We start from the raw sequence: 25,552 nt of genomic DNA, 5'->3' as shown, positions 1-25,552 counted from the left end.
TTCAAATTGGAAAATTAAAAGAAAGTATATTAGATAAAATAGATAGCAGCCCGAATGAAGAACGGGCTGCTTTTCGAAATTAGTAGTTGGTAATCGTGTCCACGGTTGAGCGATCCAGCTTTTTGACCAGCGCTTGCAGGAAGGCTTGGGCTTGCAGGAAATCGTCCATGGCATAGAGAGTTTGGTGGGAATGAATGTAGCGAGCACAGACGCCAATGGTGGTAGATGGTACGCCACCGCTTTGGAGATGGGCAGCACCAGCATCCGTTCCGCCCTTGCCGCAGTAGTATTGATACTTGATGCCAGCTTCTTCTGCGGTTGTTAGGAGGAAGTCCTTCATGGCTGGTAGCATGAGATGACCGGGGTCAAAGAAACGAATCAACGTTCCATCACCGATGGCACCTTGGCCGCCATAGATGTCACCTGCTGGGGAGCAGTCCACAGCTAGGAAGACCTCAGGGGCAAATTTTGTCGTTGAAGCATGGGCACCACGCAGGCCAACCTCTTCTTGAACATTGGCGCCGACATAGAGTTGGTTGCCTAGTTCTTGACCAGACAAGGCTTGAGCCAATTCGCTGACCATAAGGACGCCGTAGCGGTTATCCCAGGCTTTAGAGATGACATTTTTACCGTTAGCTGTGAGAATAGCAGAGCTGTCTGGCACGATCGTGTCTCCTGGCCGGATGCCGTAGCTTTCAGCTTCTGCCTTGTCCGCAAAGCCGCCGTCAAAGACAATGTCCGCAATCTGTGGCATGACTGGTCCTCCAGCACCGCGTGTCAGATGAGGAGGGACAGAGCCTGAGATGACAGGGATTTCCCGACCTTGACGGGTGAAGAGTTTGAAGCGTTGACTGCTCACGACCAACGGATTCCAGCCACCGATTTCCACTACACGGAAAGTCCCGTCGGGCTTGATCTCGCTGACCATGAAGCCAACCTCGTCCATGTGAGCCGCAACCAGAACTCGGGGAGCATTTTCAGCTTGGGAATGCCGAACCCCAAAGATGCCGCCTAGACCGTCGGTAACAACCTCATCAACGTGAGGAGTGATTTTTTCTCGCAGATAGCTGCGGACAGGTGCCTCGTGACCAGAGATTGCTGAAAGCTCGGTCACTTCCTTGATTTTTGAAAATAAGTCAGACATAAATTTACCTTCTTTCTGCCTCTATTTTATCACTTTTTTAGAGGGAATAACAGGATGAACTAAAAGAAGCTTAGAAATCTGTAATATTGTTTGTCGCCTCTGCGCTTTTGTGTTAAAATATTCTACATGAAAGCTAAAAAAATCATTTTAACCACAACAGCTCTTTTGGGAGCAGGAGCCGTGGCCTTTGGAGCTGCCAAGCTTGTGCAGGAGCAGAAAAGACTGCGTAATAGAGAAGAAATTGTTCAAATCGTGCGGGAGTTTTTTTCCAGCCGAGGACCGATTGCAACGGTTTATGTGGAACTTTATGAATCAACTGACAGCCGTACAGTTGGAGGGGTTGTCCTAGAAGACGACCGTCATTTCACCTTCGTCTATGAGAATGGTCAGTTGACCTACGAGGAAGAGTGATGATTCGGCCGCAAAGTATGGAGGAGCTGGCTTCTTATGTGGATCATAAGGGGAAGACTGTCTTCTTTTTCACAGCAGATTGGTGCGGAGACTGTCGCTTTATCAGGCCTTTTCTGCCAGAGATAGAAGCTGAAAATCCTGACTTTACCTTTGTCGAGGTGGATCGGGATCAGTATATGGCTGTAGCCCAAAAATGGGATGTTTATGGGATACCTAGTCTGGTTGTTGTGGAAGATGGACGAGAGCTTGGTCGCTATGTTAATCGCGACCGTAAGACCAAGAGTCAAATCAATGATTTTTTAGCGAGTTTATAAGAAGATTTAAAAGTATTTTTGGAGGAAGAAATGATTTTTACATACAACAAAGAGCATGTCGGAGATGTCCTCATGGTGATCGCTGCCGATGATCAGGGAGCTAAGCTAAGCGCTGAGCGCAAAGGAAATGTAGCGCGTGTTTACCGCGAAGATAATGGACAGACAGTAGCTTGGAACATTTTTGAACTGTCAGACCTTTTTGAAATTGCAGAGCGCGGACAAGTTGAGCTGACGGATGAGCAAGTTGCGGCTCTCAACCAAGAATTGACCAAAGAAGGCTTCCCAGCTGAGCTGGTTAAGGACTCAGAACCTAAGTTTGTTGTGGGAGAAATCCTTGAGATGGTAGCCCACCCTGACAGTGACCACCTCAATATTTGTCAGGTGCAGGTGGCAGCCGACAAGATAGTTCAAATCGTGGCTGGTGCTCCGAATGCACATGTCGGCCTCAAGACGATTGTGGCCTTGCCTGGTGCTATGATGCCGAAGGGCAATCTCATCTTTCCAGGAGAACTCCGTGGCGAAAAGAGTTTTGGTATGATGTGCAGCCCACGGGAGCTACAGTTGCCAAATGCGCCACAAAAACGTGGTATCATTGAATTGGCGGATAGCGAAACGGTCGGAACGGCCTTTGATCCAGCTAAACACTGGCAGTCTTAAGACTTACTAAAGGAAATCGTGATTTTCACGATTTTTTTGTCTTTTCTCGCGAATAAATAGATAGGAGGAAAGAATATGTATAATAAAGTCATCATCATTGGCCGGCTGACGGCTACACCTGAACTGCACAAGACTGCAAACGACAAGTCGGTCGCGCGTGCGACAGTGGCTGTGAATCGCCGGTATAAGAGCCAAAATGGAGAGCGTGAAGCGGATTTTATCAACCTTGTTGTCTGGGGGCGCTTGGCTGAAACCTTGGCAAGTTACGCTAGTAAGGGGAGTCTGATTTCTCTGGATGGAGAATTGCGGAGCCGCCGCTATGAAAAGGATGGAACCACTCATTATGTGACAGAAGTTCTTTGCAGTGGTTTTCAGCTTTTAGAAAGCCGAGCTCAGAGAGCACTCCGTGAGAATAATACTGGAGCCGATCTGGCAGATTTGGTACTGGAAGAAGAAGAGCTCCCTTTTTAAGAACGAACTGACTGATCTGAGAGTTCCTTGATAAAAAAGAAAGTTAGGAAAGTATTCCTAGCTTTTTTGATTAAAGAGTAGGTGGAGAAATGGACAACTGAAGCAGATCATTTGCTTCATCAAGCCTGAAAAAGTATTTTTATAAAGGGATTTTCATTGTTTTCCTTTCTTAAATTTGGTATAATAAAGGTGAATCCAGAGGCAGGCTAGAAAGGAAAAAATCGGGAACGAAACAGCCGCTAATGGTCGCTTTGCACATTGCAGTTTGAAATAAGGAGAGGAGGTTTATCATGTCTTTGTCTACCTTATTTGAAGTATCAATAGCTATTTTGGGTGTGGTCTCTGCTGGTTACCTCATCTATGCCTATTATGAGTTTCTAAAAGATATAGCTCATATGGAGAAAGTACATCATTTTCATCACGGAGGTTGAGACAAAAGTGTCTCGACCTCGCTTTTTATTAGAAAGAGATCCTTGACGCTGTAGCCGCTTGCTCAATAGCCATGGATTGTTGTGCAGCTTTGCAGGGCTGGGACTGTTTATCGCTCTAGGAAAGTTTTTAATACTGAGCTCAGCAACAGGGAGCCAAGCTGGATGTTTGAAACTTTAGTGCTATCCTAGAGCCTCCCTGATATTCTAGTCCTCTTGGTTTTCATATTGATTTAAAAATGTTAAAATAGTAGGCAAGAAAGCGGAGAGAATGCATGCCAAAAGAAGAAAATTTAACGGGTAATCAGGTTGTAGCCCTAACAAAAAAATATTTAGCTGCAGAGGATGTGGCTTTTGTTCAAAAAGCGTTGATCTATGCGATGGAATGCCATAGCGGGCAAACTCGTAAGTCGGGAGAGCCCTATATCGTCCATCCGATTCAAGTGGCAGGAATTTTAGCTAAGCTCAAGCTGGATGCTGTTTCAGTAGCCTGTGGTTTTTTGCATGATGTTGTAGAGGATACGGCGGCGACCTTGGACGATCTGGAGCGGGAATTCGGCCATGATGTGCGCGTGATTGTGGATGGTGTAACCAAGCTTGGGAAAGTCAAATACAAGTCTCACGAAGAACAGTTGGCGGAAAATCATCGCAAGATGCTCATGGCCATGTCAGAAGACCTTCGGGTTATCTTGGTCAAGCTGGCTGACCGTCTGCATAATATGCGTACTCTGAATCATTTACGGCCAGACAAACAAGAGCGGATCTCGCAGGAAACTATGGAAATCTATGCTCCTCTGGCTCATCGTTTGGGGATTTCCAGTGTCAAATGGGAATTGGAAGACTTGTCTTTCCGTTATCTCAATCCAACGGAGTTTTATAAAATCTCCCACATGATGAAGGAGAAGCGTCGAGAGCGGGAGGCTCTGGTAGAGGAAGTTGTCCACAAGATTGAAACCTACGCGGGAGAGCGCAATCTTCATGGGAAGATCTATGGTCGTCCCAAGCATATTTACTCCATCTACCGTAAAATGCAGGACAAGAAGAAGCGGTTTGATGAGATCTACGATCTGATTGCCATTCGTTGCATTTTGAGCACTCACAGTGATGTCTATGCCATGCTGGGCTACATCCATGAGCTTTGGAAACCCATGCCTGGGCGTTTCAAGGATTATATTGCCAACCGCAAGGCTAACGGCTACCAGTCCATCCATACGACCGTTTACGGACCTAAAGGTCCGATTGAGTTTCAGATTCGGACCAAGGAAATGCACGAAGTGGCAGAATACGGGGTTGCTGCTCACTGGGCCTATAAAAAAGGAATGAAGGGTCAGGTTGACAGCAAGGAATCTGCCATCGGGATGAATTGGATCAAGGAACTGATGGAGTTGCAGAACCAGTCTGGTGATGCTAAGGAATTTGTTGATTCGGTTAAGGAAAGCTATCTGGCGGAGGAAATCTATGTCTTCACACCGGATGGAGCAGTGCGTTCTTTGCCTAAGGACTCAGGTCCCATTGATTTTGCCTATGAGATCCATACCAAGGTCGGGGAGAAGGCGACAGGAGCCAAGGTTAATGGTCGCATGGTGCCGCTCAATACCAAGCTGAAGACTGGGGATCAGGTGGAAATCATCACCAATGCTAACTCCTTCGGACCAAGCCGCGACTGGCTCAATATCGTCAAGACCAGCAAGGCCAGAAATAAAATCCGTCAGTTCTTTAAAAATCAAGACAAGGAGCTGTCTATCTCTAAAGGACGGGAGCTCTTGCAGGCTCAATTCCAGGAAAATGGCTATGTAGCCAACAAGTACATGGACAAGAAGCACATGGAAGAAGTGCTGCAAAAGACCAGCTACAAGACTGAAGAAGCGCTTTTTGCGGCGATTGGCTTTGGTGAGATTGGGGCCATTAGTATTTTCAACCGTCTGACAGAAAAAGAGCGCCGTGAGGAAGAGCGAGCTAAGGCTAGAGCAGAAGCAGAGGAATTGGTCAAGGGCGGCGAAGTCAAGGTCGAGAACAAAAAAGACACCCTCAAGGTCAAGCATGAAGGCGGCGTGGTCATTCAGGGGGCGTCTGGTCTCCTCATTCGGATTGCTAAATGCTGTAATCCTGTACCGGGTGACGATATTGTCGGCTATATTACTAAGGGGCGCGGTGTGGCCATCCACCGGCAGGACTGCATGAATCTCAAGGCTCAGGAAAATTACGAGCAGCGCTTGCTTGATGTGGAATGGGAAGAAAATAACTCGACCAAAGAGTACACGGCCCACATTGATATTTATGGTCTCAATCGGTCTGGCCTCCTTAACGATGTACTGCAGGTGCTGTCCAATACCACCAAAAATATCTCAACGGTTAATGCCCAGCCAACTAAGGATATGAAATTTGCTAATATCCATGTTTCTTTTGGTATTGCTAATCTGTCCATGCTGACGACAGTGGTGGACAAGATCAAGAGTGTGCCAGAGGTCTACTCGGTCAAACGGACCAATGGCTAAGTTGGAGCTTGTCAGAGTGGATGTTCGTCAGAAAATAAAGGAAAAAATATGAAAATCGTCATTCAGTGCGTCAAACATGCCCAGGTCAGTATCGACCAACAACTGTACAGTAGGATTGAACAGGGTCTCCTGCTCTTAGTAGGTGTCGGGCCTGATGATAGTCAGGAAGATATGGACTATGCAGTCAGGAAAATTGTCAATATGCGGATTTTTTCAGATGCTGAGGATAAGATGAATCTTTCTGTTCAAGATATCGGAGGGGAAATTCTTTCCATTTCCCAATTTACACTCCATGCAGATACCAAAAAGGGCAATCGGCCAGCCTTTACAGGTGCAGCTAAGCCGGATATGGCTAGTCCCTTCTATGACAAGTTTAACCAGCTATTAGCTGAGCAAGTACCAGTCAAGACGGGCGTATTCGGAGCAGATATGCAGGTGGAATTGGTAAATGATGGACCAGTAACCATTCTGCTAGACACTAAAAATCGATGAAAGAATTGCGCGCCTTCTAAAGGTCAGTAGTTTAAGGCTAGGCAAAAAATAGCTTACTTCTTTCCTAGAGACAAGGAGCATTTCATAGGCTTCATAAGTAACTTTTAATAAACCAGATGCTGGTTTCTTTAAAAGTTCTTATGAGGCTTTTTGTGTGGTTTAAAAAAGATATTATTCTTAGGCGGCTTTGGAATTGACAAAGCGGAATGGCAGACAGGCGTTACTCCTTGTCAGATGCGACAGATGTGTAGGGCTTATTGAGAAAGAGCTTTACGACTTATGGTATAATGATATATAAAAGTTTGAGGAATCTCTTGATTTTTTAGACTGATCTTCATAAAAAGAATAGGAAATAAGTATGCGCTCGATTCTTGCCTTATATATTACCCTGATGCCGGTCATTCTGGCTGGGGTTCTCAATATGATCTTTTGTAAGTCTTCACTTCTAGAGGCGGCATACCGACCCATGGATGCTGGACTGGTTTTAAAGGATGGGAAGAGGCTGTTTGGGGCTAACAAGACCTGGAAAGGTTTCTTTGGCATGATTGTCTGGGGAGCTTTGGCTCAGATACTTTGGGGCTTGCTCTTGAAGAGTATTCCCACCCTAGAGAAGCTGCACTTGGTCTATGCCTTCTACGAAAATACCGTGCTGTTTAATCTGGTACTTGGGGCTCTTTTGGGGCTGGCCTATGTTTTGTTTGAGCTGCCCAATAGCTTTATCAAACGCCGTTTGAAAATCAAAGAGGGCAAGACGGCGGAAAATGGCTGGAAATGGACATTTATCTGGATTGACCAGATTGATTCCCTGATTGGCTGTATTATTTTCTTGCTTTTCTATATCCCTCTGTCTTGGCAACAGATGCTGGGCATTCTAATCCTAGGGGCGGGCACGCATCTAGGAGTCAATCGTCTGCTCTACTGGGCTAAGCTTAGAAAAAATCGTATGTGAAATGGGAGTTTTTGATGAAAGAACTATGGTTGGAAAAAGAGCCTTCGGCCGTCTATGGCGGTAAAATCAATCAGTTAATAAACCTCTGTCAGTTGGGACTTTCGGTTCCTAAGGGTTTGATTTTGCCCGCGGATCAAGTAATGGCTTGGCTAAGAGCGGCTCTGCCAGAATACTCAAAAGAGGGACTTAAAGAATTCATTGAACTGGGCAAGGAGGAAATTGCAGAGCTCTTGCAGCAATGTCCCTTGGACCCAACTTGGCAGGAGGAGTTGGCAAACTTTTGTCAAGAAAACGAAACCTATATCGTTCGCAGCAGTGCCCTTTTAGAAGACGGACAGGACATGTCGTTTGCCGGTCAATATGACTCGATTGGCAATTGCCGAACACTGTCAGAAATTGAGCAGGGCATTCGTTCTTGTCTGCTTTCTCTCTTTAATCCAGAAGCCTTGGCTTACTGGCAGCGTCAGGGTCTGGCTGAGAAGGATTTTGCTATGGCGGTACTTATTCAGGAGCAGATAGAGCCTGATTTCAGCGGTGTCTGCTTTTCTCTAGATGTGGCGACTAATCAGGACCAGACCATGCTGTTGGAATATGTAAAAGGATCGGCTGAGAGCTTGGTTAGCGGTCAAGTCAATCCTGAGCAGCTGGCTCTTTCTTGGTACAAGCCGGACTGGAGCCAGTTTGAAGAGCTTGAAGTCCCTCTGGCAGTCTTGCAGAAACTTCATGCGCAGGTTTTGGAGATTGTGGCGTATTTTGGCCGGCCCATGGATATCGAGTGGTGTGCTGTCCAAGAGCAAGTCTATCTACTACAGGCTCGGCCCATTACAACAGTACCAACTAAAATCGACAGTGGCCGCTGGACGACAGCAAATTTTCGGGACGGTGGCGTCGCGGCCCAGCCCTGTCCAAATCTGATGTGGAGCCTTTATCGTCATTCTTGGCAAAAGGCACTCTCCAGCTTTTTGCTGGCTATTGGACTAGAGCCTGAAGGAGTGATGCCGCCACTGATGCGCCTGCACTATGCTCGGCCTTTCTGGAACTTAGGCGTAGTCAAGCAAGGTATGGAGCAGATTCCAGGCTATATTGAGCGAGACTTTGATGATGAGCTGGGAGTCAATAAAGACTACCAAGGTCAAGGTTTTACCAGCAAATTAAGTCCAGCCTTGCTCTTGAATTTCCTGCGGGTGGCTTGGAAAACGCAAAAAGTAACCAAGGATTTTCTTCGTCAGGCGCCAGACAAGCTGCAAGAGCTGTGCCAGCAATTTACCCGCATGAATCAAGAAATACGAGAACTGAACGACCAAAGCCCGCTGCAGCAGGTCGAGAGTCTTTGGCAGTTAGTGCTAAATCAGGCTTATTTAGACAGTGAGGGAACTTATTTCTGGCAGGCCTACATCAATACGGTCCAGCTGTCTATGAAAAAGACCAGTCTCCTCAAATGGCTGACTGTGGATGAATTTTTCCAACTAATAGCTAAGTTAGGAAATGTTTCTCATACCAAGCCTTTGGCTCGAATGCTGGAAGCTGCGGATCTTATTTTGGCAGAGGAGAAACTGACAGGCGATTGGTTGAAGCTATCGTTGGAAGAGTTGCAGGAACTGGCTGCACAATATCCTGAGCGAGCAGATTTCATCAAGATTCAGGATTTCCAAAAGGATTTAGGCTATCACTCGGCACGAGAGCTGGACTTGCGAGTAGCTAGTTATGAAGAAGATGCTCATCAGGTTATGACAGCTGTCCAGCAGTTGGTTGCTGATTCAGCGTATTACCAAGCGGCCAAAGCTTCGTTCAGTCCTGTCTCAGAGTCTGAGCTGGATCTGGCTCATCTATCTCGAGCCAAGCAGAAAAAGATAGAAAAAATCAGTCAAGACCTTCGGAACTTGCTCTGGTGGCGAGAGGAGTTCAAGGATATTTCCACGCGCTATTACCACCTCATTCGTCAGATTAGTCTTAAACTCGGCCGATCCTATGAAAAGCGAGGCTTTCTGAAAGATTCTCAAGATGTTTTTTACATTAAGAAAGAGAGTCTGATTTCCTTTATGGAGGGGCAACAGACTGCTGACCAGCTGCAAGAAGAGGCGGCAGATAATCGGCATTATTGCCAGTCCTATCGGAATTTTGAGCCAGTGGGTGATTTGACCGACAAAGAGATGAGCTTGGAAGAGGTAGCTCATGCCAGTCGGGCTCTGCTGACAGGAATGCCAGCCAGCAGCGGTCAGGTGACCGGTCGGGTTCGAGTCCTCTTGGATTTGGCTGATATTGAGACGATTGAGCCGGGAGAAATCCTTGTCACTCGCTATACAGATACGGGCTGGAGTTATGTTTTCGGTATTCTAGGCGGTCTTGTGACAGAGTATGGCGGGGTTCTTTGCCATGCCTCCATTGTCGCTCGGGAATGCGGGATTCCAGCTCTGGTTTGCGCTAAGAATGCAACTCGGCTGTTAGAAACTGGCATGCTGGTAACCTTAGATGGAAGAAGAGGAGAAATAAGAATTCATGAAGAAGAATGAACCTTTGTTTATCGGTGAATACGACAAATCTGTTATCCTGACCTATATGGGCGCTGCTTTTGCACTGTTGGCAGTCTATGCCGTCATTCAGTCCCAGCTGCGACTAGCCATGATGGCCTTTATCGTTAGCGGTATCTGTGACCTCTTTGATGGTGTGGTTGCGCGGCGGATGAAGCGGACTGAAAGTCAGAAGCGCTTCGGCATTGAGATTGATTCGCTCTGTGACATGATTAGCTTTGCGGCACTTCCAGCTGTGCTCCTCATGACTCAGCTACCTTTGGGAGCAGCTAATATTATTTTGGCTGTCCTCTATGTCTTAGCTGCGGTTACGCGCTTGGCTCATTTTAATCGCTTGGCTAAGCATGATGAGGGATCGGGTTCATATTTTACCGGCTTGCCCGTGACTTACAGCGCCCTCTTTTTCCCGTTGACCTATCTGGTCTGTCAATGGCTGGCGCCTGCTCTCTTTGCTTGGGTATGGCTGGGCCTGTCTCTTTTGCTGCCCTTCCTATTTGTCTACAACTGCCGGATTCCCAAGCCAAATAAACTGGCTTATCTGGTCTTTGCGATTCTAGCTGTTGCAAGTCTGATTGGTCTGGGGGTTCTCCCGCATGGTTAAGGTCTATCAAAGAAGGACTGGCCAAGTAGTTGAACCGACAGAATACAAGGCGGGTCTGTTAGACAAGCTTTATGGGACTACTTGGGGTCGCTTCTTGTTGCCTATCTTGACCCGACCTAGCCTGTCTTATCTTCTGACTTTGAAAGACTACACTCCTTGTTCTCGCAAGAAAATAGCAGCTTTTGTAGAAAATTATCAGCTGAATCTGGCTGACTATGAAGATGGCGCCTATCCTAGCTTCGCGGCTTTCTTCCAGCGAAAAATCAAGCCCGATCTGCGTCCAGTCTGTCCTGACAGTCAAGTACTGGCTGTGGCGGATGCCAAGCTAGAGGCTTTTACCATTAGTCAGGACTTGCAGCTGACGATAAAGGGGCAGACATACAGGTTAGCTGACTTACTGCTGGATGATGACTTAGCTCAGCTGTTTATTGGTGGAACAGTGCTAGTTTATCGCTTGGGAGTGGAAGACCTGCACCGCTATCTGGCTGCTGAATCCGGCAGAATTACCCAAAGACGAAAAATCAAGGGCCGCCTGCATACGGTCAGGCAGGTAGCCCAGAAGCGGCGCTTGATTTACAAGGAAAATAAAAGAGAATACTGTCTTTTAGATACCGATCTAGGACCTGTCCTGCAGATGGAAGTAGGGGCTCTCTTGGTCGGAAGAATATACAATCACAGTCAGGACAGTTTGGTCAGAGGACAGGAGAAGGGCTGCTTTGGTCTGGGTGGATCAACCATTCTTGTCCTCTATCCAGCAGGCACGATTCGCTTGGATCAGGATATCCTGACTTACTCAGACCTCGGAATAGAAACCCAGATTCAAATGGGTGAAAAGATTGGAGAGAAGCTATGTTTAAACGATTAGCTATTTATTATAAGGAAATGTTTCCTTTGCTGCCACGTTTTTTTGTGGCTGCCATCATGTTTTTTGAGATTTATTTTGTCCTTCTGCTCAATGACGGAGTGACCACCTTTCACTTTGACCATCAGGAGTTGATCGGAATTTTTACCATTTTCGTCTTTCTGATGATTCTGCGAATCGCAGATGATTTCAAGGACTACGAGACCGATAGACGGCTCTTTCCTCATCGGGCTCTGCCATCTGGCCGGGTGAAAAAGAAGGACTTGGCTATTGCTCTCAGCTTTATCGTAGCTGTGTCTGTACTTCTCAATGTTCTCTTTATGAACAATATCGGCTGGTTCCTCTTTCTCTATATCTACGGAACCCTCATGTCCTTCTGGTTCTTCAAACGTGACAAGATTCAAAATTCTCTGCCACTGGCTCTAGTAACCCATAATCCAGTCATGATGATTTTGAATCTCTATACGATTTCTTTCGTCTGCTACAAGTACAATCTGCCTCTCTTGTCCCTGCCGACCGTCTTGCTGGCCTTTACTATGTATTTCCCAAGTCTGATCTGGGAAGTCTGCCGCAAGATTCGGGCACCAAAAGACGAGACAGAGTATGTGACCTATTCTAAGCTTTTTGGCTACAAAAAAGCCACTCGCTTTATCGAGGTGGTGACTCTGCTGGATATCTTGACCAATTTTGTCCTCCTCTGGAATATTTCCCATGTCGGAGTGATAGTCTTGGTGCTGAATGTCATCTGGATGACCGTCCAGTTTGAGCAGTTTATCAAGGATCCGACTCGCTTTAATATCCGGGAGCGGGTGGAGCGTTATACTTATATCACGGAGACGACCATGGTTCTGTCCGTTGCTGTTTATCTCTTGATGGGGGTACTTTAATGAAAAGAATCAAGCAGACAGGGCTTGACCAGGTTGGAGGCAAGGCCTATCATTTGCTGAAAATGCAGGCTGCTGGTTTGCCGGTTCCTGACTTTGCTGTGTTTGCTTTTGACTTTTTTCAAACATCTGCAAGCTCTGTTGACTTGGAGCGGATGGAAGCAGCCTATCGGTCTGGAGAGTTGGACTTGTCCCAGCTCAGCCAGCAGCTGCAGGACTGGGCCAGAGAGCAGTTTAGTCAAGAAGATCTGACGGCAGCAGAAAACTGGATTCATCAAGAGTTTTCTCAGACAGACTGTTGCTTTGCAGTCCGCTCATCAGCTACCATTGAGGATGGGAAGGATTCATCCTTTGCCGGTCAGTTTGAGAGTCAGCTCAATGTAAAGCCAGAGGGACTTAAAGAAGCCATCCAAGCGACCTTACTTTCTCTTTATCAGGAGTCAGCTCTTAGTTATCTGTTTGAGCAGGGGCTATCGTTGAAGCAGGCACAGATGATTTGTATTATCCAGGTTATGCAGGAGGGAGACTTGTCTGGGATTTACTTCACAGCTAATCCCAAGGGCATTCTGAACGAGCACATCATTGTCATCGGTCGAGGCTTGGGCAACAAGGTTGTCGAGGATAAGATTCCTACAACAATGGTGACCCTCCATCCCAAGGACCAGCTCTTTTATACAGAGCAGACTGAGGATTCACCAGACTTATCACAGGAACAACTTGAGGAGTTACAAGGCTTGGCGAGTCAGGTGAGTCAGCTTTTCGGACCTTATATGGATATGGAGTTTACCTTCGCAAATGGTCAGCTCTATCTCTTGCAGGCACGACCTATTACCACCTTACCAGAGGGAGGGCAGATTATTCTGGATAACAGCAACATTGTCGAGAGCTATCCGGGCGTTTCTAGTCCTTTGACCATTAGCTTTATTCAAGAGGCTTATGCCAGCATTTTCCGAAGTCTGGCTCAGCGCTTGGTTGGCAAGGATGCTCCAGAGTTGGCTGCCTATGAAGCCACTTTTCAAAATATGCTGCAGCCGGTCAATAGCCGAGTCTATTACCAGATTCAGAGCTGGTATCAGCTCTTGCAGCTTCTGCCTTTTTCAAAGAAAATCATTCCAATCTGGCAGGATATGCTGGGAGTGCGAGAGACAGAGGTGCCTCAGATGCCGGTGCACCTGTCTGCTTTCAAACGCCTGCAAATCATGTTTCGGATAATTCGAGAGTTTTGGACGGCCCCCAAGCAAATGCGGCAATTGGAAGAACAGTTTGCCCAGATTCAGCTAGAATACGAAGCGAGATTTTCTACTGACGCAGATGCAGAGACCTTGATTACCTTGGTCAGCAAGCTAAAAGAGGATATTCTGGCTCACTGGGACATTACGCTGGTCAATGACCTCTATGCTTTTGTTTATACTGGTCTCCTGAAGAAATCGCGTCGCGGTGGAGCAGTTCAGGCTGAGATTGCGGGAATTGAGCAGATTGAAAGTATGCGGCCGGCTTTGGCTCTGCAGGCTTTAACAGCTCAGCTGAAAGCAGAAGAAAATGCAGAGATTAGACAAGCCATGGCAAGTGAAAGTCTCGCAGTCTTTCTGACTCGCCAGCATCCTTTGGTTCAAGAAATTACTCATTTTATCCATGAATTTGGTGATCGGGCTCCGGAAGAGTTGAAGTTAGAAACTCCCACCTTTCGAACGCACCCAGAGCGTCTGCTCAAGCTCCTGCTGCAAATGTGCCAGCAAGAGGAGAAGAAGTTGGCTCCTCAGAAACTTGAAGAAGAGGTGCAAAAATCAGGCTGGTGGACGAATTTTCTTCGCCAGCGAGCCATGACTGGTGTTAAATATCGGGAAAGCTCCCGCTTAAACCGCACACGGATCTACGGCATGATGCGGCAGATTTTCCGAACACTTGGGCAGCAATTAGCCGAGCAAGGGCTGCTAGCTACGCCTGACGATGTTTTTTACCTGACAAAAGAAGAGTTGTTTGAGCTGACCAGAAAGCCCAGAGACGTTAGTGACCTGATAACCGAGCGTCGGGAGAAATTGGAGGCGGATAAGGAACTCCCAACTTTTAGTCGCTATGTTTTTGTTGGACAGGTCTTTGAGAAATACCTGAAGCCGCAAAACCGCACCAGCAGTCATAATACGGGTAATCAAGTCTTACAAGGGATTGGCTGCTCACCTGGCTGCGTTAAGGCTCAGGTTTTGGTCGTAGAAGATGTGCAGGAAATTGAGTCTGCTCATGACCGAATTATTGTGACCAAGATGACCGATCCGGGCTGGGTCTATCTTCTGACCCAAGCCAAGGGTGTCATTGCCGAGCAGGGGTCTTTGCTCTCCCACACGGCCATTATTTCCCGCGAGTTAGGTATTCCTTCCATTGTCAATGTCAGAGGCGCCTGCAGCCAGCTGCGAAACGGTGATTGGATTGAGATGGATGGCCTTACTGGCAAGATTCGACTAATCAAGGAGGAAGGTTATGCTTGAAATTAAACCAGTCAAACCCAATACTGCAGAGCTGGACGATTTTCTAGCTCTTCCCAAGCGGATTTACCAGCCAGACCACCTCATGCAGTCGGAAGAGGAAGAGCTGGCTTTGATTGAGGGCAGTCACCCGCTGAGTTCTGATTTAGAAACCTATGCTTTTATTGGCTATGAAGACAGTCTGCCTTGTATTCGAGGCCTTCTGACCTTCTATCCAGATGATGAGGCTGCTTACTTGGGATTTTTTGAGTCAATCAATGACCAGCAGATTTCATCTGCTTTTATCGAGCATTTAGCTGGATTTGCCCGCAGTCTCGGAGCTAGCAGGATTATCGGTCCCGTACAGGCAAGTTTTTGGCTGGGCTATCGAATGCAACTGACTGGAACAGAGGAGCTCCCTTTTACTGGGGAACCTCATAATCCAGACTATTATCCCCAGCTGTGGCAGGCTGCTGGTTTTGAGCTCAAGGAGCGCTATCTGTCCAATTTTTATCCCAAGGTCAGCAATCAAATTCATCAGGACAAGCTAGCTCATCGCTTTGAGTCTTTTGAAGAAGCGGGATTCACTATTTGCTCTCCAAAGAAGCAGGAGTGGGATCAAGCTTCGCTGCAGGTTTTTGAGCTCCTCAATCGCCTCTATCAAAATTTTCCAATTTATCGGTCTATTTCCAGTCAGCAGTTCAGTCAGATTTTTCAAAAATACCAGTATATTCTTGATTTTTCTATGGTTAAGCTGGCCTATAAAGAGGGCAAGCTTGCTGGTTTTCTGATTGCCATGCCAGACTATGGCTCTTTGGTTTATCAAAAGCTGACTCCTCTCAACCTAGCCAAGCTTTTTTGGACCAAGCGCTTTGCCAAACGTTATACGATTATGTATCTGGGAGTGGATGAAGAGTTCCTGGGCTTGGGCTCTGCCTTGGCCTATCCGATTTTTAAAGAAGCACAGAAGCGACAGGCTTCAGCTATTGGAGCCCTGATTCACCAAAATACCATCACGCGCCATTATGCGGCAGAATTGCAAGGGGACAAGCATGAGTACGGCCTCTTTGAGTTGGATTTGGGGCTTAGATAATCTGTAAACAGTAGGTTCTCACCCAGGGAATCTGCTTTTTACTTTTCGCTAAAATGGAGCCCTTTTCGATAGCTGAAAGAAAAGTATTTTATAAGGCTAAGGGATTGCAATTTTGAGTAAAATTCAGTAAAATTTTTATTAGCTTATTATATGAAGAAAAGGGAATTTTATGAAAAAAAGAGTCACTGGTGACATATACCAGCGCTATTCTTTTAGAAAGCTGTCTGTAGGTCTAGTTTCCGCTACTATCGGAAGCTTCTTTTTGTGTACCACAATGGGAGGAGCTGTCAGCTCTGTTGAGGCAGCGGAAGTGTCTGCCAATCAGCCTACCCTCGTTCAGTATCACTATGTGGTGGAGAGCGATCTGACTGAGGCTGAAAAAGCTGCTATCGTGAAGGAACTACCCAAATTTGCGGAAGAAAATTCGGACGCTTATTATTTGGTTTACCGTCCGACAAGGCAGGAAAGCTTGTTAGGAAAGCTCCCTAAGACAGGCGAGTCAGGCCTTTTGGGAGCGGATTTTGCAGCTACAGGACTGGCCTTGGTTGTTTTAGTGCTGGCGCGAGGGAAAAATGGCAAGAGATATCTGTCTTCTATTTTGCTTGTGACAGGCTTGGGTTCTGTGCTTTTGCCAGTGTCTGTTTTGGCAGTCAGTAGTACGGATTTGGCTGCCTATAATCAAAGTCTGACTTTGGCCGTTGGCGATCAGTTGCCAGAACCTTTGAAAATTGCTGGCTACCAGTATATTGGTTACCTTAAAAAAGAAGCGCAGCATCAACTGGCTCAAAGAGGAAATTCTCAGCTTCCAGCTCCGCAAAAGGAAGCCTCATCCAGTCAGCCTGATCAACAGTTGAAAGATTTAGCAGGTCGCCCTAAGCATACTGAAGCTCCGAAAGAGGCGCAGCCTGCTGGCGGAGACCATCTCTCCGAGAAGGAGGAAATTGCTGCTAAAGAAGGACAATTTGCTCGTCAAACGCCAGTTCATGAGCGACCAGAACTGCAATTTACAAGTCAAGCAGCGACCCAGACCCAAGAAATTCCCTATAAAACGGAGTATCAGTATTCAGATGACTTAGCCGAAGGACAATCTCGAGTGATCCGCGCGGGCATTCCAGGGATTCGCAAGATCGTAACACGTTACTATAGTGTTGAAGGAAAAATCGTAGAGAGCAAGCAGATTTCCGATCAAGTAACCACTGAGCCTGTTTCAGAAGTTGTTTTAGTCGGGACTGCAGCAGATAAGGCTGTTCCTAAAGAAGCTCCAATCCATGAAGTTCCCGAGCTCACTAGTTATGGCACCGTTCCAGATAGCGCTCCTGTGCACGAGAAGCCTGAGTTAACTGGTTATGGTACAGTACCTGATAATGCTCCCGTTCACGAGAAACCAGTGTTGTCTGCCTATGGCACCGTTCCAAATAGCGCTCCTGTGCATGAGAAACCTGAGCTCACTGATTATGGCACCGTTCCAGACAGCGCTCCCGAGCACGAAGTTCCTGAGTTCACTGCGTATGGTGCGGTACCTGATAATGCCCCCGTGCATGAGAAGCCTGAATTGTCTGGCTATGGCACGGTCCCAGATAGTGCTCCTGTGCATGAGAAACCTGAGCTCACTGATTATGGCACCGTTCCAGATAGCGCTCCCGAGCACGAAGTTCCCGAGCTCACTAATTATGGCACAGTCCCTGCTAGCGCCCCCGTGCATGAAGTCCCCGAGTTAACGGAGTATGGTACAGTTCCCGATACCGCTCCTGTGCACGAGAAGCCTGCGTTAACTGGTCATGGTACGGTACCCGATACCGCTCCTGTGCAAGAGGTTCCCGAGCTTACTAGTTATGGCACCGTTCCAAATAGTGCTCCCGTGCATGAAGTCCCCGAGTTAACTGACTATGGCACAGTCCCTACTAGCGCCCCCGTGCACGAGAAACCCGAGTTGCCTGGCTATGGCACGGTTCCGGATAGCGCTCCTGTACACGAAGTTCCTGAGCTCACTAATTATGGCGCCGTTCCTGATAATGCTCCTGTACACGAAGTTCCCGAGTTCACTGGCTATGGCACCGTTCCCGACACTGCTCCCGTGCACGAGGTTCCTGAATTAACTGATTATGGTACAGTTCCAGATAGCGCTCCTGTGCACGAGGTTCCTGAGCTAACTGATTATGGCACTGTTCCGGATAGCGCTCCGGTTCATGAGGTACCCGAGTTGCCTGGATATGGCACGGTTCCGGATAGCGCTCCTGTACACGAAGTTCCTGAGCTCACTAATTATGGCGCCGTTCCTGATAATGCTCCTGTACACGAAGTTCCCGAGTTAACTGCGTATGGCACGGTCCCAGATAGTGCTCCTGTGCATGAGAAACCTGAGCTCACTGCGTATGGCACCGTTCCAGATAGCGCTCCCGAGCACGAAGTTTCCGAGCTCACTAATTATGGCACCGTTCCTGATAATGCTCCTGTGCAAGAGGTTTCCGAGCTCACTAGTTATGGCACCGTTCCCGATAATGCCCCCGTGCATGAAGTCCCCGAGTTAACGGAGTATGGTACAGTTCCCGATACCGCTCCTGTGCACGAGAAGCCAGAGTTAACTGGTCATGGTACGGTACCCGATACCGCTCCTGTGCAAGAGGTTCCCGAGCTTACTAGTTATGGCACAGTCCCTGCTAGCTCCCCCGTGCATGAAGTCCCCGAGCTCACTAATTATGGTACCGTTCCTGCTAGTGCCCCCGTGCAAGAGGTTCCCGAGTTAACTAGCTATGGCGTTGTTCCAGATCGTGCTCCCGTGCATGAAGTTCCAGCGTTGCCTGGTTATGGCATGGTTCCCGATACTGCTCCTGTGCATGAGAAACCTGAGTTAACTAGCTATGGCGTTGTTCCAGATCGTGCCCCCGTGCACGAGAAACCTGAGCTCACTGATTATGGCACTGTTCCTGCTAATGCTCCTGTGCACGAAGTTCCCGAGTTAAATGAGTATGGTATAGTTCCCGCTAGCGCTCCCGTACAAGAGAAATCGGAGTTAACTAGCTATGGCACGGTTCCAGATACCGCTCCTGTGCACGAGGTTCCTGAGTTGCCTGGTTATGGTACAGTCCCAGATAGCGCTCCCGTTCATGAAGTTCCCGAGTTAACTGGTTATGGTACAGTCCCTACTAGCGCTCCCGTGCACGAGGTTCCCGAGCTAACTGCCTATGGTACAGTTCCAGATAACGCTCCCGTGCATAAGGTTCCCGAGTTGTCTGGTTATGGCACGGTTCCAGATACTGCCCCCGTACATGAAGTCCCAGCGTTGTCTGGTTATGGCACGGTACCTGCTAGCGCTCCCGTGCATGAGCAACCAGAGCTGTCTGCCTATGGCACCGTTCCAGATACAGCCCCCGTGCACGAGCAACCCGAGTTGTCTGCCTATGGCACGGTTCCAGATAGCGCTCCTGTGCATGAAGTTCTCGAGTTAGAGTTGGTTACAAAGGATGAAACTCGTGTGGAGAAGATTGCTTTTAACATCGAGGAACAATATACTGATGAGTTACCTCAGAACGCTCGTCAAATCGTCACTCCAGGAGTGCAGGGTGAGCGTACCATCAAGACTCGAGTTTATACTTCCAACGGTCAGGAAATTGCCCGTCAAGAATTGTCCAATGAGGAAACGCTAGTCCCAGTTACGCAAGTTGTCAAAATTGGCACAGGCAAGCCACATATGGTACCGAGCACTGCGCCGCAAGAGCCCGCTTTACCAGAGTACCCACTGACCTATAAGGATGAAACGCGAGTGGAGAAAATTGATTTCACCACGCGAGAGGAAGAAACGGATGAGCTAGTCCAAGGCACTCGTCAAATCGTCACTCCAGGAGTGCAGGGTGAGCGTACCATCAAGACTCGAGTTTATACCTCCAACGGTCAGGAAATTGACCGCCAAGAAGTGTCCAACGAGGAAACTTTAGCTCCGGTCACACAGCTTGTCAAAATTGGTACAGCCAAGCCATATATGGTACCGAGCACTGCTCCGCAAGAATCTGCCCTTCCAGAGTATCCGCTGACCTATAAGGATGAAACGCGAGTAGAGAAAATCGACTTCACCACACGTGAAGACGAGACGGATGAGCTTGTGCAAGGTGCTCGCCAAATCGTCACTCCAGGTGTTCATGGCGAACGTACCATCAAGACTCGTATCTATACCTCTAACGGCCAAGAACTTGCCCGCCAAGAATTGTCCAACGAGGAAACTCTAGCTCCAGCCACACAGGTTGTCAAAATTGGCGCAGGCAAGCCACATATGGTACCGAGCACTGCGCCGCAAGCATCTGCCCTTCCAGAATATCCGCTGACTTATAAGGATGAAACGCGAGTAGAGAAAATCGATTTCACTACGCGAGAGGAAGAAACGGATGAGCTTGTCCAAGGCGCTCGTCAAGTCGCCACTCCAGGAGTGCAGGGCGAACGTACCATCAAGACTCGAGTTTATACTTCCAACGGCCAAGAACTTGCTCGCCAAGAATTATCCAACGAGGAAACTCTAGATCCAGTCACACAAGTTGTCAAAATTGGCACCGCCAAGCCACATATGGTACCGAGCACTGCGCCGCAAGCATCTGCCCTACCAGAGTACCCGCTGACTTATAAGGATGAAACGCGAGTAGAGAAAATCGACTTCACCACGCGAGAGGAAGAAACGGATGAACTTGTCCAAGGTGCTCGTCAAATCGTCACTCCAGGTGTTCAGGGTGAACGTACGATCAAGACTCGTATCTATAGTTCCAACGGTCAAGAACTTGCCCGTCAGGAGTTGTCCAACGAGGAAACTTTAGCTCCAGTCATGCAGGTTGTCAAAGTCGGCACGGCCAAGCCACATATGGTACCGAGCACTGCGCCGCAAGCATCTGCCCTCCCAGAGTATCCGCTGACCTATAAGGATGAAACGCAAGTAGAGAAAATCGACTTTACCACACGTGAAGAAGAGACGGATGAGCTTGTACAAGGTGCCCGCCACATCGTCACTCCAGGAGTGCAAGGCGAACGGACCATCAAGACTCGAGTTTATACTTCTAACGGTCAGGAAATTGACCGTCAAGAGTTGTCCAATGAGGAAACGCGGGCAGCAGTTGCTCAGCTTGTCAAAGTTGGCACAATAAAACCGCACATGGTACCAAGCGATGCACCGCAAGTGGAAGCCTTGAAAGAGTTCGATCTGATTTCGCTTCACAATCTACTGACAGAAGCGGAGCAAATCAAGGCTCAGGCTCGTTATTTCAACGATAGTCAAAGTCGCCAAGCAGCTTATGATACTGCTTTGGCGGCAGGTCATACGCTTCTCAATCAGTCACAAGCCAGCCAAGCGGAAGTCGACCAGCTGGTGGACCAAATCAATCAAGCCAAGGCTCAGTTACAGGGTCTTGAAGTAGACAAAACACGCTTGCAAAATGAACATGCTTTGGGCAGAACTGTGCAGGCGACTGTCCAATATAAGAATGCGGATGCAGATAAGAAAACAGCTTATACAAACGAATTGACCAAGGCAGAAGGAATTCTGAATAATCAAACCGCCACACAAGTGCAGCTCAATCAAGCTTTTGCCAGCCTGACAGCAAGCAAGGCCGCTCTAAATGGTGTGCCTAAGGTCAAGCCGACAGTTTCGATTTTAAGTCTGACAGAAAATCCAGAGGACAAGTCGGTTACGGTTCAATATAGCTTGGAAGACAAGACAAAATCCTTCCGTTCAGCGACTGCTGAATTGTACAAGGGAGATCAGCTTGTTCGCACTCTTCCGATTGACAATGTGGCAGGAAGTCTGAAAATCGATGATTTGGACTATTATACAGGCTATACCCTGAAAACCAAGCTGACTTATGAGCTGGATGCTGGCAGCCTGACTGATCTTGAAAAAGATACCCGCAACTTTGAGTTGCAATACAAAAAGATTGCCTTCCGCGATATTGATTCGGCTGAGTTTTACAGAAAAGAAAAGGACCAGTTCAAGCGTGTCGTTTCCATGAGTGCTATACCTACGGACCTGTCTAACTACTTTGTTAAAGTCAAATCAAGTGAAGCTAAGGACATGCTCCTTCCGGTTCACAGCATGGCAGAAGGTCAGAAAGATGGCAAGGCTGTCTATAAGGTAAGGGTTTCTCTGCCTGAGCTGGTGCAAGAGGGCGAAACAGGCTACAAGTCTGGCTATGACTTCTATATCAGCAGGGCAGTCCCTAGTCAGCAAAATGTCTACACGAGCTTTGCTGGTTTGGTAGACGCCATGAAGAAAAATATGGCTGGCAACTATGTTCTGGGAGCCGATTTGGATGCTAGCGAGGTCAGTCTGGCTCCTGCGGATTATGTCTATCTCCGAGGAAACTTCACAGGCAGTCTGACTGGTAATCACAATGGCAAGCAGTATGCGATTTATAATCTAGCCAAGCCTTTGTTTGAAAACCTTAAGAGCGGTTCTTCTATTTCTAATCTGGACCTGAAAGAGGTCAATATTGTCGGAACCTATGACTCTGCTGCCTTGGCTCGCAGTGCAGATAATGCGCAAATCACAGATGTTTCTGCTCAGGGTAGAGTGTCAGTAGTGGGCAATGCTTCGCAAGTAGCTGGTTTGGTCGTTGTTGCAAGCAATAGCCAAATCACCAACAGCTCCTTTACTGGAACTATCCAGACCAATGACAAGCAGTACAAGGCCTATAATGTCGGCGGTTTGGTTGCCAACCTCAAGGGAGGAAATTCCTTGCTGAGTCAGAGCAGGGCAGATGTGACCATTCTAGCAGGTGCTCGAACAAACGAACAGCGCTTCGGCGGTTTGGTCGGTCGCTTGGAAGACAATGCGCGCATCAGCCGTTCTTATGTGACTGGAAAGATCCAAAATTCTACCAAGAACGGTCAAATTGGTGGAGTAGTCGGCTCCAATTACTTCAATGGCTTGATTGACAATGTTATCAGCAATGTCAGCGGTACAAATGTTTACAGCATTTCTGGCGATCAAGATTACAAGAATGATCGCATCAGAGAAGCCTATGCCGTTGAAGGAAACGAAACTTTAGGAAATGATCAGTTTGTCACGTCTACTCTAAGCTTGGACGAGGCAGAAGAGAAGCTGGTGAGCCTAGATATTAGGACCACGCTAGAAGACAGCAATCTCAATCTCCATACTGTTGACTACAGCAAGGAAAAAAATGCTCGTGAAGACCGTCTGATAGCCTATGCCAATATGGAAAAACTCCTGCCATTCTACAATAAGGAAACCATCGTTGCCTACGGAAATAAACTTCCAGATCATCACAAGCTCAATAGAGATTATCTGCTAGATGTGGTTCCGATGAAGGGTGACCAGATGATCACTGATATCCATAGCAACAAGACAGTGATTAACCGCCTGATGTTGCACTTTGAGGATAAGTCGGTTGACTACCTAAATCTGACCTATAAGGGAGACTTCAAACATCAAGCTATCGCAGAATACACTGTAAATGGCTTAGACCTCCTTTATACACCAGAAGCCTTCCTATCAGACTATAGCAGGATTCTCAATCAAGTGCTGCCAGAGTTGAACAAGGTTGTCCTTGATTCGCCAGCTATGCGGACTGTTTTAGGCGTAAATGCTGACACTTCTTTGGATGAGCTCTATCTGGATACGGCTTTTGACCAAGTCAAGACCAAGCTGTCACAAGAGTTACGCAAGGTACTGGCTATGGACAAGTCTATTAATACGGAAGGCAATGTTGTAGCAGACTATATAGCTCAGCAAATTAAAGACAATAAAGAAGCCTTCTTACTTGGTCTAACCTATCTCAACCGTTGGTATAATATCAACTATGACAAGACCAATGTCAAGGATTTGTCAGCCTATAAATTTGACTTCTTTGGAAATCATAATGCTTCAACCTTAGATACCATTATTTCACTTGGTAAGTCAGGCATGAACAATCTTAAAGCTAAGAACAACTATATGGCTTATGATGCCTCGCTTTCTGAAGCGACTGGTAAACGAGGGCTCTTCAATTATCTAGAAGGTTATCGTCAGCTCTTCCTGCCGGACAAGTCCAATAATGAATGGCTCAAGACCAATACAAAAGCCTACATCGTTGAGGCTAAGTCGGATATAGCAGAAGCGAGACAGCTTCAGGATGCAGCCGAGGACAAGAGTAAGTATTCTGTCGGCGTTTACGACAAGATTACTGCTGATAACTGGGAACATAAGGGCATGCTTCTGCCACTCTTGACCATGACTGAGAAGGGTGTCTATGTCATTTCCAATATGTCCACCGTCTCTATGGGAGCTTATGATCGCTACCGTGATCAGGTTGATGGCAAGGTACGGACAGATGCAGAATTGGCTGAGTATGTCGAAGACCGAGTGAGAAAGTCAGCTGAATGGCAGCGTGACCACTATGACTTCTGGTATAAGATTCTAAGCGATGAAAGCAAGGACAAGCTCTTCCGTTCTGTTCTGGTTTATGATGGTTTCTTATTGAAAGATAAGACTGGGCAAACTTACTGGGCTTCGGCTAATGACAAGAGATCACTGGCTATGCAGGAATTCTTTGGACCGGCTGGCAAGTGGTACCCAAGCAAGGGCTACAATGCCTATGCTACGGGAAGTGTCACTCACTTTGATAGGGCACGCTTACTAGAAGACTATGGGAACTCTGTCTATACCCATGAGATGACGCATAACTCCGATGGATCTATCTACTTTGAAGGTTATGGTCGCCGCGAAGGACTGGGAGCTGAGCTTTATGCGCGTGGTCTCTTGCAGTCCACGCCAAGTCCAAATGAGCCTACCATTACCCTCAATACCCTCTTCAAGACGGACAAGGATTCTAAGACACGGATGCATACCTACAACTTCAAGGAACGTGTCCAAAATGCAGCAGATTTGCAGCACTATGTCCATGGTATGTTTGACATGATCTACACCCTAGATTACCTAGAGGGGACTTCGATGGTCAAGCAGAGCGATGCAGCCAAGCTCCAGTGGTTCAGAAAGATGGAGAATTATTATATCACAGATAAATATGGTAAGCAGACCCATGCTGGTAACCAGACGCGCAGCTTTACTGCTGAGGAAATCAAGCAGCTGACCAGCTTTGAGTCCCTGATTGACAATGACGTCATCACCCGTCGGGAGAATAAGGATAGCGGCCAGTATCCGCGTAATGGCTACCTCAGTCTCAGCCTCTTCTCGCCAATCTACTCAGCCTTAAGCAATCCAAATGGGGCGCCAGGCGATGTCATGTTCCGTCGCACAGCCTATGAATTGCTGGCAGCTAAGGGCTACCATGAAGGTTTTGTCCCTTATGTTTCAGGGAAATTCTCCGAAGAGGCTGCTGCAGAAGGTAAGACAACTTGGGATGGCTGGCTCAGGAGAGACGTTGGTCTGGTGACAGACCAGAAGGTCTTGGAAAATGTATTCAAGGGTGAGTATGCTTCATGGGCAGCCTTCAAGAAGGCCATGTACCAAGAGCGGATTGACCAGCTAACCAAGCTCAAACCAATCACCATCGAGTACGAACTCAGAAATCCAAACAGTACCAAGCAAGTAACCATTCGCTCTTATGCAGAGATGCAGAAGCTGATGGACGAAGCGGTCGCAGAGGATGTGCGCAACATTACCAATGCGACAAATCGTGTTGAAGCTAGCTGGGTCAACCTGCTCAAGAAGAAGATTTACAATGCCTATCTTCGTGAGACAGACGACTTCAGGCAGTCAATCTTTAACAAATAAGCCTTAGGTCGCTTGTCGAAAATAGAAAAAAGCTCATGAATCAGCTGAAAAACTGACTTCATGG

16 protein-coding genes are annotated in these 25,552 nt (G+C 47.4%); 15 read left to right on the top strand and 1 reads right to left on the bottom strand.

The genetic code is table 11. From position 1 onward, the window contains the following. Positions 1-79: 79 nt before the first annotated feature. The gene (gene pepA / locus D8792_RS06875; RefSeq protein ID WP_125373438.1) at positions 80-1,144 is read right to left on the bottom strand and encodes a glutamyl aminopeptidase; all 1,065 of its coding nucleotides are present in this window, start codon (positions 1,142-1,144) and stop codon (positions 80-82) included. A gap of 126 nt (positions 1,145-1,270) precedes the next feature. Here pepA and D8792_RS06870 point away from each other — a divergent pair, with 126 nt between their 5' ends. The 15 genes from D8792_RS06870 to D8792_RS06800 all read left to right on the top strand — a co-directional run bounded on the left by D8792_RS06870 (position 1,271) and on the right by D8792_RS06800 (position 25,488). Further along, entirely contained in the window at positions 1,271-1,555 is a 285-nt protein-coding gene (locus D8792_RS06870; RefSeq protein WP_015604288.1) for a DUF4651 domain-containing protein, read from the top strand. Next, positions 1,555-1,869 (top strand): thioredoxin family protein, encoded by a 315-nt coding sequence (locus tag D8792_RS06865; RefSeq protein ID WP_125373437.1) that lies wholly within the window; start codon positions 1,555-1,557, stop codon positions 1,867-1,869. The genes D8792_RS06870 and D8792_RS06865 overlap by 1 nt, the downstream gene beginning before the upstream one ends. Positions 1,870-1,899: 30 nt before the next feature. Continuing rightward, entirely contained in the window at positions 1,900-2,526 is a 627-nt protein-coding gene (gene ytpR / locus D8792_RS06860) for a YtpR family tRNA-binding protein (RefSeq protein WP_125373436.1), read from the top strand. A 75-nt stretch (positions 2,527-2,601) separates the two neighbouring features. Beyond that, the gene (locus D8792_RS06855) at positions 2,602-2,997 is read left to right on the top strand and encodes a single-stranded DNA-binding protein (RefSeq protein ID WP_015604291.1); all 396 of its coding nucleotides are present in this window, start codon (positions 2,602-2,604) and stop codon (positions 2,995-2,997) included. A gap of 290 nt (positions 2,998-3,287) precedes the next feature. Beyond that, on the top strand, positions 3,288-3,428 hold the full coding sequence (locus D8792_RS11440; RefSeq protein WP_166492642.1) for a hypothetical protein: 141 nt from the start codon (positions 3,288-3,290) through the stop codon (positions 3,426-3,428). 272 nt (positions 3,429-3,700) lie between these two features. Further along, positions 3,701-5,920, top strand: coding sequence for a RelA/SpoT family protein (locus D8792_RS06850; RefSeq protein WP_125373435.1), 2,220 nt, complete (start codon positions 3,701-3,703; stop codon positions 5,918-5,920). 48 nt (positions 5,921-5,968) lie between these two features. Further along, the gene (dtd, locus tag D8792_RS06845) at positions 5,969-6,412 is read left to right on the top strand and encodes a D-aminoacyl-tRNA deacylase (RefSeq protein ID WP_125373434.1); all 444 of its coding nucleotides are present in this window, start codon (positions 5,969-5,971) and stop codon (positions 6,410-6,412) included. A 358-nt stretch (positions 6,413-6,770) separates the two neighbouring features. Continuing rightward, positions 6,771-7,361, top strand: coding sequence for a CDP-archaeol synthase (locus D8792_RS06840; protein ID WP_125373433.1), 591 nt, complete (start codon positions 6,771-6,773; stop codon positions 7,359-7,361). A 14-nt stretch (positions 7,362-7,375) separates the two neighbouring features. Then, positions 7,376-9,871: a PEP/pyruvate-binding domain-containing protein gene (locus D8792_RS06835; protein WP_125373432.1), complete on the top strand. Its 2,496-nt coding sequence runs from the start codon at positions 7,376-7,378 to the stop codon at positions 9,869-9,871. Continuing rightward, positions 9,858-10,490, top strand: coding sequence for a CDP-alcohol phosphatidyltransferase family protein (locus tag D8792_RS06830; protein WP_125373431.1), 633 nt, complete (start codon positions 9,858-9,860; stop codon positions 10,488-10,490). The genes D8792_RS06835 and D8792_RS06830 overlap by 14 nt, the downstream gene beginning before the upstream one ends. Beyond that, positions 10,483-11,355, top strand: coding sequence for a phosphatidylserine decarboxylase (locus D8792_RS06825; RefSeq protein ID WP_125373430.1), 873 nt, complete (start codon positions 10,483-10,485; stop codon positions 11,353-11,355). Before D8792_RS06830 ends, D8792_RS06825 begins: the two co-directional genes overlap by 8 nt. After that, positions 11,340-12,239, top strand: a complete 900-nt coding sequence (locus D8792_RS06820; RefSeq protein WP_125373429.1) for a UbiA family prenyltransferase — start codon at positions 11,340-11,342, stop codon at positions 12,237-12,239. Before D8792_RS06825 ends, D8792_RS06820 begins: the two co-directional genes overlap by 16 nt. Next, on the top strand, positions 12,239-14,716 hold the full coding sequence (locus D8792_RS06815; protein ID WP_125373428.1) for a phosphoenolpyruvate synthase: 2,478 nt from the start codon (positions 12,239-12,241) through the stop codon (positions 14,714-14,716). The genes D8792_RS06820 and D8792_RS06815 overlap by 1 nt, the downstream gene beginning before the upstream one ends. Then, positions 14,709-15,785, top strand: a complete 1,077-nt coding sequence (locus D8792_RS06810) for a hypothetical protein (protein WP_125373427.1) — start codon at positions 14,709-14,711, stop codon at positions 15,783-15,785. Before D8792_RS06815 ends, D8792_RS06810 begins: the two co-directional genes overlap by 8 nt. 169 nt (positions 15,786-15,954) lie before the next feature. Continuing rightward, the gene (locus D8792_RS06800; protein WP_260470245.1) at positions 15,955-25,488 is read left to right on the top strand and encodes an SIALI-17 repeat-containing surface protein; all 9,534 of its coding nucleotides are present in this window, start codon (positions 15,955-15,957) and stop codon (positions 25,486-25,488) included. Positions 25,489-25,552 lie beyond the last annotated feature (64 nt).

This window comes from Streptococcus cristatus (genome assembly GCF_003943505.1).
Taxonomy (GTDB): Bacteria; Bacillota; Bacilli; order Lactobacillales; family Streptococcaceae; genus Streptococcus; species Streptococcus cristatus_E.
This window is presented reverse-complemented; position numbering and strand designations above follow the sequence as displayed.